The sequence below is a fragment of the Leeuwenhoekiella sp. A16 genome (assembly GCF_047946675.1).
Classification (GTDB): Bacteria; Bacteroidota; Bacteroidia; order Flavobacteriales; family Flavobacteriaceae; genus Leeuwenhoekiella.
The window spans coordinates 2856396-2871841 of sequence record NZ_CP172313.1; the positions used below are offsets into that span (position 1 = coordinate 2856396).

At 38.8% G+C, this 15446-nt stretch carries 11 protein-coding genes; 8 read left to right on the forward strand and 3 right to left on the reverse strand.

All coding sequences use genetic code 11. The annotated features are described in order from the left end of the window. The first annotated feature begins 95 nt into the window (after window positions 1–95). Window positions 96–1448, forward strand: a complete 1353-nt coding sequence (locus ACH3O9_RS12520; RefSeq protein ID WP_416440929.1) for a Gfo/Idh/MocA family protein — start codon at window positions 96–98, stop codon at window positions 1446–1448. Here the strand turns inward: ACH3O9_RS12520 and meaB are convergent. Continuing rightward, complete coding sequence (meaB, locus tag ACH3O9_RS12525; RefSeq protein ID WP_416440931.1) at window positions 1445–2476, reverse strand: methylmalonyl Co-A mutase-associated GTPase MeaB; 1032 nt, start codon at window positions 2474–2476, stop codon at window positions 1445–1447. The two genes, ACH3O9_RS12520 and meaB, sit on opposite strands and share 4 nt — an antisense overlap. A 127-nt stretch (window positions 2477–2603) precedes the next feature. Between meaB and ACH3O9_RS12530 the strand changes: the two genes are divergently transcribed. The 6 genes from ACH3O9_RS12530 (at window position 2604) to ACH3O9_RS12555 (ending at window position 9266) form a co-directional block, all read left to right on the forward strand. Beyond that, window positions 2604–3047: an organic hydroperoxide resistance protein gene (locus ACH3O9_RS12530; protein ID WP_416440933.1), complete on the forward strand. Its 444-nt coding sequence runs from the start codon at window positions 2604–2606 to the stop codon at window positions 3045–3047. Window positions 3048–3219: 172 nt separating this feature from the next. Then, window positions 3220–3765, forward strand: coding sequence for an RNA polymerase sigma factor (locus ACH3O9_RS12535; RefSeq protein ID WP_416440935.1), 546 nt, complete (start codon window positions 3220–3222; stop codon window positions 3763–3765). Further along, entirely contained in the window at window positions 3749–4342 is a 594-nt protein-coding gene (locus ACH3O9_RS12540; protein ID WP_416440937.1) for a hypothetical protein, read from the forward strand. Before ACH3O9_RS12535 ends, ACH3O9_RS12540 begins: the two co-directional genes overlap by 17 nt. 6 nt (window positions 4343–4348) lie before the next feature. Continuing rightward, a complete protein-coding gene (locus ACH3O9_RS12545) occupies window positions 4349–6076 on the forward strand; it encodes a hypothetical protein (RefSeq protein ID WP_416440939.1) in 1728 nt (575 codons plus the stop codon). A 19-nt stretch (window positions 6077–6095) separates the two neighbouring features. Continuing rightward, entirely contained in the window at window positions 6096–6782 is a 687-nt protein-coding gene (locus tag ACH3O9_RS12550; protein ID WP_416440941.1) for a peptidoglycan DD-metalloendopeptidase family protein, read from the forward strand. A gap of 150 nt (window positions 6783–6932) precedes the next feature. Continuing rightward, window positions 6933–9266, forward strand: coding sequence for a hypothetical protein (locus ACH3O9_RS12555; RefSeq protein WP_416440943.1), 2334 nt, complete (start codon window positions 6933–6935; stop codon window positions 9264–9266). Here the strand turns inward: ACH3O9_RS12555 and ACH3O9_RS12560 are convergent. Further along, window positions 9263–11287, reverse strand: a complete 2025-nt coding sequence (locus ACH3O9_RS12560) for a S9 family peptidase (protein ID WP_416440945.1) — start codon at window positions 11285–11287, stop codon at window positions 9263–9265. The two genes, ACH3O9_RS12555 and ACH3O9_RS12560, sit on opposite strands and share 4 nt — an antisense overlap. 21 nt (window positions 11288–11308) lie before the next feature. Further along, on the reverse strand, window positions 11309–14014 hold the full coding sequence (locus ACH3O9_RS12565; RefSeq protein ID WP_416440947.1) for a prolyl oligopeptidase family serine peptidase: 2706 nt from the start codon (window positions 14012–14014) through the stop codon (window positions 11309–11311). A gap of 253 nt (window positions 14015–14267) precedes the next feature. Here ACH3O9_RS12565 and ACH3O9_RS12570 point away from each other — a divergent pair, with 253 nt between their 5' ends. Further along, window positions 14268–15443 (forward strand): PQQ-dependent sugar dehydrogenase, encoded by a 1176-nt coding sequence (locus tag ACH3O9_RS12570; RefSeq protein WP_416440949.1) that lies wholly within the window; start codon window positions 14268–14270, stop codon window positions 15441–15443. Window positions 15444–15446 lie beyond the last annotated feature (3 nt).

Sequence of the window (15446 nt, forward strand, 5' to 3'; positions counted from 1 at the left end):
AGTCTTGTAATTTGATTTTGATTATAAAGTAAATTGAGCATCTTAATAAGAAAAATGGTTATCTTAATATCCTTTTAACCAACCATTTTACTTTTATGAAAGATCAAAATTCGCGGCGTAAATTTATTCAGCATTCCACTTTAGCCGCTGCAGGATTAACTATTACAAATAATCTTATAGCAAAACCATTTTCAACTTTTACAGCCGATTTATCATCTGCAGAAACCATTAATTTTGGTCTTATAGGCTGCAACGGTATGGGTTTTACAGATCTGCGTGCGCATCTTAAATTACCTAATGTAAATTGTGTAGCACTCGCAGATGTAGATCAACGTGTGCTTGATAAGCGTTCTGCTGAGGTTAATGAGCTTACTGGTAAAACTCCCGAAACATATACAGATTACCGCAAGCTTCTTGATAATAAAGATGTAGATGCTGTTATTATAGGCACTCCAGACCATTGGCATTGTTTAATTTTAATAGATGCCTGCAAAGCTGGTAAACACGTGTATGTAGAAAAGCCATTAGGCAACAGCGTAGAAGAGTGCAACCTAATGGCAGCGGCAGCAAAAAAATACGATAGTATAGTTCAGGTAGGGCAGTGGCAGCGTAGTGGCGGTCATTATGGCAATGCGATTAGATTTGTACAATCAGGTAAATTAGGTAAGATAAGACTGGTTAAATGCTGGGCGTATCAAGGCTGGATGAAACCCTTATCTCCTAAACCAGACACAACTGCACCAGAAGGCGTTGATTATACGATGTGGCTTGGCCCGGCACCAGAAAGACCGTTTAATGAAAACCGATTTCACTTTAATTTCAGGTGGTTTTGGGATTATGCAGGCGGTTTAATGACAGACTGGGGTGTGCATGAAATTGACATTGCTTTGTTTGCCATGAAAGCAACGGCGCCTAAATCTATTCTCGCTTCCGGCGGAAAATTTGCTTATCCTAATGATCCTTCAGAGACACCAGATACGTTACAAACCGTTTTTGAATATGATGACTTTAACCTTTTGTGGGAACACGCTACGGGCATCGACGGCGGTAATTACGGACGCACAGAAGGAATCGCCTTTATAGGTAATAAAGGCACACTTGTACTCAATCGTGGCGGCTGGGAAGTGATTCCGGAAACTGAAGAGTTAGATGGTAAGAGCATTGACAAGGTAGAACGCATGCCACTGCAAAAGGCAACAGGAGATGCAATAGGCAATCATGCACAAAGTTTTGTAGATGCTATTCGCAGCAGTGATAAATCTAAACTTAACTGCCCAATAGAAGCTGGCAGAATTGCAGCAGTAAATGCTCACATGGGGAATATCGCCTTTAAAACAGGAAGAAAAATATATTGGGATGAAGCTAAAAGTGAGTTTAAGGATGATAAAGAGGCAAACAAACTCTTAAGGGCAAATTATAATAACGGATGGAAATTACCGGTTGTTTAACGCAATTTCAGCAACTGCTGAGCCGCCTGAAAAGGGGTAAGTTCTCCGGCTGATATTTGGCCTAAAACCACCGATAATTGCTCCTTTATGGCAGGTTTTTCATAAAATTCGTCTTTAAGGGCGTTTTCAATTGTACTTTTTAACCAATAGCTATTTTGATGCGTACGATTCTCTTCAAAATAGTTGTTGGTTTTTGTTTGTTTAAAATACTGGTCAATTATAGACCAAACTTCTTGTATACCATCATTATTCAGCGCGCTGCATGTCTTTACCGGGGGTTGCCAGTTACTTTTTTTAGGTGGATAGAGGTGTAACGCTTTGGCGAAAGCATTCTTTGCCAATTTTGAGGCCTTTATATTTTCGCCATCGGCTTTATTAATAATTATGGCATCTGCCATTTCCACAATTCCGCGTTTAATACCCTGAAGTTCGTCACCGGCTCCGGCAAGTTTTAAGAGCAAAAAGAAATCTGTCATGGCATGAACGGCAACCTCGTTTTGACCCACACCCACCGTTTCTACAAGAATTGTATCATAACCGGCAGCTTCACATAATATGATAGATTCTCTGGTCTTACGCGCTACGCCACCCAAAGAATCTCCTGAAGCTGATGGTCTTATAAATGCATTCTTAGTAGTTGATAACGTACTCATCCTTGTTTTATCTCCCAGAATACTGCCGTGCGTAACGCTGCTGCTGGGGTCAATTGCAAGAACTGCCACTTTTTTACCTTGCTCAATAAGATGAATTCCTAAAGCTTCAATAAATGTGCTTTTGCCTACGCCGGGAACACCTGTTATACCTATCCTAACCGATTTGTTTGCAAAAGGGAGACATTCCCTCAGAATATGTTGAGCAATCTCCTGATGTGTTTTAGCTGTACTCTCGATTAAGGTAATGCATTTGCTTAAGGCGGTTACATTGCCCTGCAGTAAACCAGAAATAAGAGCCGAAGCATCTAAGGCTTGTTTTCGTTTTAAAACAATATTCTTAGCTTCTGCTGTATTTATATGTTTGTGGTTGCTCATTGTATCACCTCAATTAGAAGTAGACCAAAGGTAATCGATTTGTTTTTTATGAATTTTTTAAGAGGGGCATGGCGATGACTTCTTTGAGTATTGGTATCTTAGGCATGAATAATAGAAAAATAATATTATGAAAGCTTTGTATTCAGCGAAAGCGACGGCCCAGGGTGGTAGAGATTCAAGTGTAAAAACCGAAGATGGTACTATAGATTTTGATCTTAGTATTCCTAAAGGATTAGGAGGATCTGGCGGTAAGGGTGCAAACCCAGAGCAATTCTTTGCAGCCGGTTATAGTGCCTGCTATGGCAGCGCTCTGGCTCATGTAGCACGAGAACATAAAATAGATCTGGGCGATTATACCGTAACAGCAACAGTAAAAATAGGCAAGAATGAAGATGATATGTTTCAGCTTGAGGTGATACTTGACTCATACTTACCCACAGTTGATACAGAAACAGGTGAGATGCTGGTAAATGAGGCTCATGAGGTGTGCCCTTATTCAAGAGCTACACAAGATAATATAGACGTTACATTAAATCTTCTTCTAGACAGTGACGATGATGAGGAAGAATAAATCGTAAAGTATTTATATACAATACTAAAGCCCGCTGTTAAGCGGGCTTTTTCTTTTTAAGAAAGCCCAGTTTAAATTTTACTACATTTCAAAAAAAATATTAATAGAATTTGCAACATGTGAATTCTCTCATCGTCTTTAGAGAGAATTAGCAACTAACCATCATACCATTTTGTTACTCACTGATATCATTGAAAGATGCAAGCAGAACGACCGCCGGGCGCAGCTGCAGCTGTATCGTAAGTACTGCGACGGCATGTACTACGTAGCCTATAGGTTTTTAAGAGATTCATTTGAAGCTGAAGAAGCGATGCAGGAAGCTTTTATAAAAGCATTTGCAAAATTGCATCAGTATAATGGTGAAGTAACATTTGGTGCATGGCTTAAGCGTATCGTGATCAATAAAAGTATCGATATGCTTAAAGCCAAAAAACTAGAACTGGTTGCTATTAATGAGCAGGTTCTGGGCAAAGTTGATGAATTTAATGATTGGTCTGTAGACGATACTATCACTATAGATCATATTAAAGAAGCTATTGACGATCTGCCGGAGCGCTACAGATATGCCGTGATGTTATTTCTGGTAGAAGGGTACGATCACCAGGAAATATCTGAGATACTTGATATAACAGAAGTAGCATCAAGAACTCTAGTACACAGAGGAAAGAAAAAATTACAGGAAAAGTTAAAACAACAATATCATGGCACAGGATATTAGAGATCTTATGAAAAGAGATTTGGGTCTGCCTAAAGAAAGTCTTAGAGCCGGTCACGAGAGTCGGTTTGAGGCAAGGCTAAATAGAGAATTTGGTATGGTGGCTAAGCGTAAATCGTCGGGCATGTACCTGTGGTTAAAAATTGCCGCTGTACTAATAGTGGTAGTTGCAATAGGAGGTTTTCTACTTAGTAATCCATTGAAACAGGATGATGCTCCTGCAGTGACAACAGCAGTCCCAAAGACAGATGATGAGGGTGTTCTGCTAAGCGACCGCTCGCCTAAATTTAAGGAGATAGAAGATTATTATCTGGCAAGTATAAATGTAGAGCTGGCACAGTTAAAAGTTACAGATGATAACAAAGCGCTGGTAGATTCATTTATGGCGCAGCTGGAAGAGCTCAATACAGAGTACAAACGCTTAAATAAAGATCTTGTAGATGTAGGGGTGAATGAAGAAACTGTTTCAGCCTTGATAGATAATCTAAAACTCAGACTAGATCTATTATTCAAATTAAAAGAAAAATTAACCGAATTGAAAACCTTTCGCTCTGGCGAAACAGAACCTAATACGATTTAAAAAGGGATGAAAAATTATAGCAAAATATATACGATCATTCTGGTAATGACTGTTTTTATGATGCCAAAAAGTTGGGCTCAAAAAACTACCGAGAAACTTAAGGAGCGTTTTAATACAAACCAGGATGTAAATATTAATGTAGATACTCAGTATGCAGATATTGTATTTGAGAACTGGAATAAAGATAATGTAGAAGTAGAAGCTGTTATTGAGACAGATGGTTTATCTCAGGATGATATAGATCGTCTTATGAGAGACTGGAAGATAAGTGTGCAGGGTAATAGTAAAATAATACGCATCAATTCTCTGGGCGGTACCGCCGGTTCTAATATTGCTTTAGGTGATATACCTGCAAGTGGTCTTGATGATATTATAGCTTCTTCTATGCAGATAGTGGGACCAATTATGAAGAATATGGTAACCCCAATGATTGAGAGCTTCGCTGGCACGCAATTGCCGCCAGAATATTACAGAGGCATGAGCAACATTGAGTTTGATTATGATGCTTATAAACGAGATGGAGAGAAATATCTAAAAGAGTATGAGCGCAAGGTAGAGTCGCACTTTGGTGATGATTTTGATACTGCAATGGCAAAATGGGAGAAAGAGAATGAGGGCAAAATGAAGCATTGGGAAAGTACTAATATAGGTTCAGGTTTTCTGGGCATGCCGCCATCACCGTTTGGTCGTAATCTAAGTTTTGATTCTGATGCTTATGAAAAGGACAAAAAAGGATATGTCGCTAAATTAAATTCAAAATATAAAACCAATGCTTCGGTTAAAGATGTAGATAAATGGCTTGACAATATGGAAGCGTGGGGAGAAGATTTTGGTAAAGGTATGGAAGCTTGGGGTGAGCAATTTGGTGAGGTGTTTGGTAAGAATATGGAAGCCTGGGGTGAAAATTTTGGCAAAGCCATGGAGAAAGATATGCAGGCGTGGGGTAATAACTTTGGTAAAAGTATGGAAGCCTGGGGGGAGAATTTTGGTAAACAAATGGAAGAAATGGCAGAGCGAAATGACGGTAACTTTCAGCGTAGCACCAGCCGCGATGCAAATGGTAATGTGAGCACTCGTATGAGCTACAGTTATGATTCTTCAAAGAATAACAACAGGAACAGATCAACTTCTAATAAGGTTAGACGTAAGATCATTGTACGTATGCCTAATGATGCTAAACTTGATCTCAATGTGAGACATGGCAACATTAAAATAGGTGATGCCAATAATGCTCGTGTTAATCTTTCACATGGTGATTTTATAGCTTCTACAATAGATGGCGATCAAACTTACATCAATGTTTCTTACAGCCCCGTGGCAGTAACAGACTGGAATTATGGTACTTTAAAAACCAGTTATGTGAAGAAATGTGTTATCGCTAAAGCGAAAAGTATAAATGTAGACAGCCGCTCAAGTAATGTTATAATTAATGAGCTGGAAGACTCTGGTGTGATTGTGGGCACCTTTGGTGAACTTTCTATACCAAAGGTAGGGCGAGACTTTAAAACGCTCAACATTAGCCTTGAGAACAGCGATCTTGTATTGAGATTACCAGATAGCGCATTTCACTTTACTTACAATGGTACGCGCAGTAATTTAAATTATCCTTCTAAGCTTGATGCCAAAGTGATGAACAGCTACGATAGCAAAATGGTGAACGGTTTTTACAAATCAAGAAATACAGATAGCTCAATTGCTATTTCGGCTAAATTCAGTGATGTTTTGGTAAACTGATTTTAGTATTTTTAACGCCATGCAACACACAGAAATTAGTGCTCAATTGGCGTCATTGACTAAAGGATTTACTCCAGTGATAGGTGGTTTTACTCAAGAAGACTACATATCACTGGATTTATCTGTTAATAATACCGATTTTAAGCACTTTAATGCCGATTCTTCTCAGTCTATAGGAGATTTTATCAAGCAATATCTTTCTAAAAAAGGTACTAAGATCGCGTATGGCGGTTATAATGAGAAGCGAGATATTTACAATCGCAGTACTCATTTTACCACTACAGATGCAGCTAGCCAGCGCAATATCCATCTGGGAGTTGATATTTGGGCAGATGCGGGAACACCAGTTCTAACCCCGGTTTCAGGAAAAGTGCATAGTTTTAAAGATAATACTAATCATGGCGATTATGGCCCGTGTATAATTTTAGAACACACTACTCCACAACTCACTTTTTATACGTTGTATGGTCATTTATCGCGAGAATCTCTTATCCACCTCAAAGAAGGCCAAACTTTTAAAGCTGGAGCAGAAATAGCCACTTTAGGAAAACCATTTGAAAATGGAGATTATTCACCACATTTACATTTTCAGGTAATTTGTGATATGCAGGGCAAAACCGGCGACTATCCGGGTGTAAGTAGTAAAAATGATCTCAATTTTTATCTTGAGAATTGCCCAAATCCTAATTTACTGCTTAAAATATAGTAACAAAATCTCAATTTTTAGACTAACCGTACAGCAATTCTTGACTGCTATTTCTATTTGTCTAAAGCAGATATATCTAGTTAATGTATTTATTATAAGTAATTTATGTATATTTAAAGTTGAGTTTGTTATCATTCAACTACGTGAGCGATGGCAGAAATTTTACATACAATTAGTGAAAAGTATTTCCCTTTTAAAACTGAATATGACCTTAGGCCGGTATTAGATTATTGGCGTTCTTCTCATATTTTAGAAAATGAAGCTTTAGATAATTTAGAAGAGTATTTAGAACACAATGATTTTCTTCTGGAACCCAATTATAATGGCCAGGAGTGGGCAGAGCACAATTCGTTCTTAGAATCACTTTTTCAGCCCTTTTTCGCATTTAGCAAATTAGACAATTCTGTAGTAGCCATCACCCGCCCCTTTCTGTATAAAGAATATCTTCTGGCCACGCCTGCTTATAAAGAACTGCTAACGGGTAGCACTAAAAAAGAAAATGATGCATTTAGTGATTTTGGCGAAAGCAATATTCAGCTTATCTACGCCTATAAAATTATTTTAAAAAGGATCTATAACATTGATCTACAGGTCGATTTCCCTATAATTGTTCCGCTTTTTGATATTGCAAATAACTTGTGGCGCTATTTTAAAGTTGCTCTTAATAATGAAATGATTCAGGTTAAGACCAATAAAAAATTAGCATTAAATGAGCATAAACTTCAAAAATTACTTGATAAACCTTTTGATGAAAAAGCTTGGGCTAAGTTACTGCCGCCGGCAAATTTCACGTTCTCCGGCGTTTCTGTAGTCACCTTACTAGAAGTAACTATTGAAGAATCTACTAACAGGATAAGGCGTTTACTGCTCAATACAAATTATGCAAATGGCTCTGCCTGGCTAGAATCACTACAGCAGGAAATGCGTAATCTCTTTAAGCTGCCTCAACTGCGCGTGGGTATTGGGACTTTAATGGCAAACGGAGCAATCAACTTTGTATCGTCAAGACCATTGTGGAATAGCCTTCTAATTAGCCAGATCTATAAATATATACAGAACTGGAAAGAGAATTCCTTTTACACACAACTCCTTAAAAAAGGAAAAACGATCATTATTGAAGACCTCAAAGACAGGACAAAAGAGACGACGTATTTAAACCAGTCTCTTATAGATCTGGGATATCGTAATTTATTGATCACACCGCTTTTTAAAGATGATAAAATAATAGGTATTCTAGAGCTGGCCTGCCCTATTCCTGGTGCGATAAATGGCCTTTCTATGCTGAAAATCAACCAAATTAAGCCGATTTTTGTAAGTGCGATTCAGCGGCATCTTGAAGAATTTGAAAACAGGGTAGAAACTGTGATGCTTGAGCAATACACGGCAATTCATCCTACAATACGCTGGAAGTTTAGAGAAGCTGCCATACAAATTTTGGAAAAAGGCAGAAATGCCGAAAATGAAGCAATCGTTTTTGAGAATTTGCATCCGTTTTACGGTTCGCTTGATATACGCAATTCTTCTAACCGTCGCAATCATGCGGTTTTACGAGACCTATATGATAATCTCGAGTTTTGCAGTTCGCTTTTGCGAAAGACACATCAGGTGCTCTCACTTTCTATCCTTGGCGAGCTGGTTTATGAGCTGGAGCAGCAACTTGAGCTTTTAAGACAGGATTATACTAAAGGTGACGAGACTGAACTGGTAGATTTTATTCGGAAAAAGCTCAATCCCATTATAGATCTTCTTAATAATCAATATCCTCAAATACGCGACGATATTGAGGATTATAAGGCGAAAATATGCCCTGATTCAGGGATTTTTACCAAGCACAGATTGGCGTATGACCAGCAGTTGCTAAACGTAAATCAATGTATTGTAGATTGCCTGGAAGAGGAAGAGAACACCTTACAGCAACTTTTACCCTGCCTTTTTGAAAAATATCAAACTGATGGTGTAGAGTATAATATTTATTTAGGTGCATCGCTTTCGCAGAAAAATACTTTTGATAAACTTCATATCGACAATCTTCGCTTACGCCAGTTAATATGGACGTGCAAGATCGTGCGAAGAATTACTCAAATAGAAAATACAAATTGTATAGATCAACATAATGAGAATAGTTTTCAAAATCTTGAAATAGCACCGGTCATCCTGGCTTACGGTACGCCGGTCACTTTAAAATTTAGAAGGGAAGAGAAGAAGCTTGATGTTGATGGTTCTTACAATGTGCGTTATGAAATACTAAAGAAGCGCATAGATAAATCATATATTTTAAATTCTCATGAGCGCTTATCTCAGCCCGGCCATATAGCAGTTGTTTATATGCATGATGAAGAGGAGAGTGCTTATAGCAGGCATCTAAATTATTTGGCCTTTCAGGGATTAATAGAATTAGATTGGGTAACCTTAGATCTGGAAGCCCTCCCGGGAGTGGAAGGGCTTAAAGCTATGCGGGCCAAAGTAAAGCTTGATGTTGTTTAATCTTTATACTTATCAAACCAGGTAAGCACAGCACTTATTTTAGCTAAAAGATTACTGGGTCTGTTTGCGATACCGTGACCAGAACCGGGAATTCTTACCATCGCGCTTTCTACTTTTTGTAATTTAAGAGCAGCATAAAATTGTTCAGATTCTGCTATTGGCGTTCTATAATCTTCTTCCCCTACCAGAAGCATTGTGGGAGTTGTGACATTGCCAACATACGACAACGGACTCCTTTTTAAATAATTCTCAGGATCTTCCCAGGGTTTGTTGGGGAACCAGTATTTGTAGAAATACGCAGGATTGTCAGAATACAATACAAAGCTGTACCAGTTAATCACCGGCTTGGCAACCACCGCTGCTTTAAAACGATCAGTATGACCTACGATCCAGGCTGTGAGTACCCCGCCACCGCTACCACCGGTAACAAATAAATTTTCAGTATCTATAAAACCTTTGGCTATAGCCGCATCAACGCCAGACATCAAATCTTCGTAGTCATGGTTGGGATAATCATGATTGATAAGATTACCAAATTCTTCACCATAACCTGTACTACCTCGCGGATTTGTATAAAGCACCACATATCCTTTAGCTGCATACATTTGTATTTCGGCAGAAAAAACCGAAGCGTAGCTTGCAAAAGGCCCGCCGTGAATTTCTAAAATAAACGGATATTTTTTAGAAGGGTCAAAATCTGGCGGAGTCACTAGCCAGCCTTGTATTTCTCGGTCATCATAAGATGATTTCCAGCGCATTTCCTGTACATCTCCTAAATTGCGGAAACTGAATAGATCTTCGTTGAGGTTTGTAAGTCGGTTAGTTTTATTTCGCGAAAGCGTAGCCAGATCTGCAGGATGTTCTGTGCCACCTAATGTGAAAGCCAATGTGCCATCATTAGAAACGCTATAAGCTGCTGCTGTGTAGGGACGACCAAGCGATAAACCGCCAAGGCCGGTTGCGAGAGTATCAACTTTTCCGTCAAGGGAGATATGACCTATTTTCGTTTCACCGGTGTCATCGTACAAAAAGTAAAGACCTTTGCCTTTTTCATCCCAGAAAATATCGCCAATATCACGGTCAAAATCGGTAGAAGTGGGCTTAATATCGCCCCCGGAAGTATTCATAGTAAACAAATGCGTCACCTGATATCCCTGGTATTTATCTTCAAAACCGGTGTACGCTATCATAGAGCCATCAGGAGAAAGAACCGGGTTACTGTCCGGGCCAATATTATTGGTCAGGGCGGCGATTTTTCCGGTTGCAAGGGTGATTTTATAGATCTCGCTATTTAAAGGTTCGTACTCATGTTCTTCATGCAAATTAGCAGAGAAATAAAGGGATTTACCATCTTTAGACCAAACGGGAGCGCCATAATCGTTATCATCTGTAGTTATCTGCATGGGCGTACCGCCGTCTGTAGATAGAACGAATAATTGCTCGTTTCCACTTTTTAAATAACCTTCCCCATCACCGCGGTATTTCATTTTGTCTATGTAGATAGGAGGGCTGTTCCACTTTGCGCCTTCCGGTTTTCCCGATAATTGTATAGGCGAAGAAGTAGATTTTGGAACAAACATATTAAAAGCCAGATAACTGTCGTCGTAAGACCAGGCAACAGAGCCTGGCGTTTGAGGTGAGTTTGTAAGTGCAGCATATTCCTTTGTGTCAAGCCACATGAGGTACAGTTTCATCTTATCATCTGCCAAATTAGATTTAAAAACGATCCTGCTGCCGTCATGAGACCAAACTGGTGACACATCATTATGATTACCTGTCGTAAGCGGGCGGTTATGCGACCCATCAGTATTGATGATCCAGAGATTAGACAGGTTGCGATCTGTCATAATATCTTTAAAATTACGCACATAAATAACCTGCTTGCCGTCTGGCGAAATTTGAGGGTCTGAAACAAATTCCATACTGAATATATCTGCCAGTTCCAGATTAGTCTTAACCTGAGCAAAAGCACTTTGAACAAGCGTTAAAAACAGAAAACTTATAAAGATTGATTTTTTCATATATGGAATTTTAGTTGGTTATTATTTAGCTTCTTTAATGACTCTAAAGCCTACATGATCACTTGACTTTAAGCTGTCGTCATTGTCATCATAAAAATCATAGGCACTGTAGCCATAAATGCCGTCATCTGCATATTCTGCAACGTTACCGCCCAGGTCAAAAATAGCCGCTTCTTCTACTTTGGTACTTTTAAAACTACCTACTTCTGCAAGAAGAGAGCCTTTTACTTCTTTCGCTTTTTCAAGAAGTTGAGATACATCTTCTTTTACAAGATCATAACCTGCCCAGTGGTTGAGGTTATTCTCATTTTTAGCATTTTTACGCGCTTTTTTCTGTAAATCCTTGGCTTCTTTTGTGTTTGGTAATCTATAGGAATCCCCTGTTTTTGTAGACAACCATTCTGTATACGCTTTCGCGGAAGCTTTATCTGTCTCTACAGGATAATTCTCATGTCCCGCAGGGAATGAAAAATCGGGTCTAAAAGCCAAAAATTGGGCATTTGTGACCTCAAATCGGCCAAGAGAGATCGAGTCTTTCTTGAGTAAAAGAGTTTCCGGAATAAGCGTTTCTTTTACTATTTCGCCATACAAACCATCAACTTTTTTGGCCTCGTCTAATTTAATGGCTTCAGCCAGCGGACTATCTTCTTTAAACGCTTCATTCTTAGTTGAGGGTTTATTGAGCAGGTACTTTTCTATCCACGCTATTTCCTCATTCATTTTACGCAGCTGGTGCGTAATCTTGCCTAAACCATGTGGCTGACCGGGAAACCAAAGAAATTTTACAGGAGCCTGAGCAACCTGTTGCAGACCGCGGTAATATTCCCATCCCTGATCGCGAGGCACTGCTCTGTCTTCACTTCCGTGGAAAATAATAGTGGGTGTTTTTATTTTTTCGATCTCAAACAGAGGAGATTTTATAATGTAATTCTCATTGTAGATCTTACCGTTAGTATCATCCCAAGGCGCGCCGCCAAAATAGCCTTCATCAAAACTCACCCCAAAACGACAAGTTCCAAAATCTGAAGTCCAGTTTACATCACCCGCACCGGGAGCAGCGACTTTAAACATATCAGGATAACGCACAGTGAGCATTGTGGTTAAGATCGCTCCGTTAGACCAACCCATTGTTCCCAGTTGGTCAGGATCTACTTTTCCCTGCTCTTCAAGAACTTTGATACCTTTTGTGATATCCTCCATTTCCGGGTCATAGTAATTCTGCTTTATGCTTTCAACATATGATAATCCGTGATTTGATGAGCCGTGATAGTTGGGTTTTAGAATGAACATTCCTTTTTGAGCCAGGAGATTTGGGTACGTGCTCCAGCGCTCAGACCAGGTATCGAGATCCATACTAGAAGGACCACCATGAATAGACAGCATGAGCGGGTATTTCTTTCCTTCTTCATAATTTTCAGGATAGTATAAAATACCGGTCACTTCTTCGTCATGCCAGCCTTTCCAGGTGATGACTTCGCTTTTTGTGATCGATTTTTTCTTCAGGTTTTTATTGAGTTCTACAAGTTCTTCTTCATTACTAAAGCGGGAACCTTTAAGATCTGCCACATAAGTCGTGGGCAATTTTGAAGCGGTAGAGTAGGTGTAAACTACTTTGGTACCATCTTGAGAAACAGTTTCTATTGAAGTATGATCGTTCTTTTCGCCCAGATCAATATCAGATTTTGACCAGCTATCTCCCTTTTTCTTGTAATATGCCAGGCGCATTGTAGCTCTGTTTGCCAGCGAAACGATCACATCATTACCTAAGAGATCAAAACCACGACCTGCACCAAGTTCCCAATCAAGAGGTACTTTTTTATAACTATTGTCTGCTAAATTGTAGAAATATAATTCTTCAATACCGGCACCGTTCCATTTGGGGTCAGATGCTTTGCTTGACATAAAATAGAAACCACTGTTATCTGGTGTAAATTTTATGGAATAAACCGGAAAATCAAGATCTGTAATTATCTGCTTAGTAGTGCCGGTTTCCAGGTTTTTAAGGTAATAAAATGGGTCTTTCTGCGCATCTGTCGCATAACTTAAACTGCGTTGCATGTTGTAAAAAAGCCATTTACCATCGCGCGAAACCTCAAAAGAAGAAATAGATTTTTCATTGTTGGTCAGGCGAGAAACAGACTTTTCTTTGAGATCGTACGCATAAATATGATTAGGTGTCCAGTGCAGAGAATCTTCAATCACCTGCACATCATCTTTATTTTCTTCGGCTTCAGCTTCATAAAGCGTTTTACCATCATTTGAAAGAAAAAGCAGCGTGTTGTCATCTTTTAACTGAATAGAAGAAATCCCGTTTTTAAATTCATGAACTTCCTGCGCCTCGCCGCCGTAAATACTGAGTTTCCAAAGTTTTTTGCCTTTGTCTCTCGACGAAAGAAAATAGATGTTTTCTCCGTCTTTAGAGAAAAGCGGACTATAATCATTGTCATCACCATTAGTTAAATGTACGGTTCTGAATTTTCCGTCTTTTTTTGAGTTTAAAAGCGTGAGATAAATGTCTGAAACAAACTTATCTTTCTCTTTAACGCCTTTTCTTTTAGTCCATGCCACCATCGAATTATCTGGAGAGAATGAAGCACTGCTTAGAGATTCTGTATCGACAATATCTTCGGGAGTCCAACGGGTAGGATCATTTTTTTCGCCCTGAGCATAGTTTTGAAAAGTAGAGCAGTAAAGTAGAATGCAGGTAATTCGTATTAATTTAAGCATATAGATTTCTATAAATTTTTAGTTCGCCGCTTTAAAATTAATGCTTAGCCATAAAACAAATGGGAATTATAGGTATGCGAATTCTTTAAAAAACATCAGTCTATTTTAACGTTCTGTCATTTATGATAATTAAATCAATAAATAATGAAATTAACTCATCTGCTATTTCCCATTTTCTTTTAACCATCTGTTAACTGCTTAAAGCATTTAGAAATTATAATTTTTGAAATAAAACCAACAAAATCAAACTACTATGAAAAAAATTATAATTTGCTTATCTCTTTTGGCGGGATGGCTCACGAGCGCCCAGAGCGTTGAAACAAAGAAAGCTGTCATTACAGATACCATTTCGGGACATATTTATAAACCTCAACAAGTTGATGCAACAGATGAACTCATCAATCAGCTCAAAATGCCATCTGGTTTTAAAATCTCAAAATTTGCCGAAAACCTGGGTGAGGCCAGAATGATGGCAGCAAGTGATGATGGTGTAGTTTACCTAACTGTAAGACCAGACAAGGTGCTTATGCTTCAGGATACTAATAATGATGGTAAAGCAGATAAGCAACAAACCGTAATCCCAAAAGAGGGCGCTCATGGTCTTGCTATTAATAATGACACGCTGTATTTGATAACGGTTAATGATGTTTTTAAAGGCGCAATTAATGATGACGGTACAATAGGTGAACTAGAGCAAATAGTTAAAGATCTACCAGACGGCGGGCAGCATCCTAATCGTACGCTGGCTTTTGGTCCAGACGGGATGCTTTATATTTCTGTAGGAAGTACCTGTAATGCCTGTAAAGAGACACGTGATGAGAACGCCACATTTGTAAGAGTTACTCCAGATGGAAGTAAAAGAACTATTTATGCAAAAGGTTTAAGGAACACAATAGGTTATGACTGGAATGAAAATGGAGAACTTTATGCTATGGACCATGGTATAGACTGGCTGGGTGATGATGAGCAAAAAGAAGAACTTAATCTTATTGCTGAAGGAAATGATTATGGCTGGCCATATATCTATGCTGATGGTAAATACAACAAGGGCGATGAGCCGCCTAAAATGACATGGGCAGAATATGCCGAAAAGACTACTAAACCTGTTATGTTGTTTGAAGCACATAGTGCGCCCATGAATATGAAATTTTACAAAGGAGATATGTTTCCTGATGAGTTTAAGGGAAGCGCTTTAATCACTTTTCACGGCTCCTGGAACAGAGCAGAGCCTTCAGGTTATAATATTATGAAACTTAATTTTGAAAATGGAAAACCCTCAGGTTCTGAAGATTTCATCAGCGGATTTGTAACTGATGATGGAACAAAGAAATTTGGTCGCCCGGTAGGTCTTATAGAACTACAGGATGGTTCCATTTTATTTTCAGATGATATGAACGGAATAATTTATCGGGTTTCCTACAATGAGTAAAAT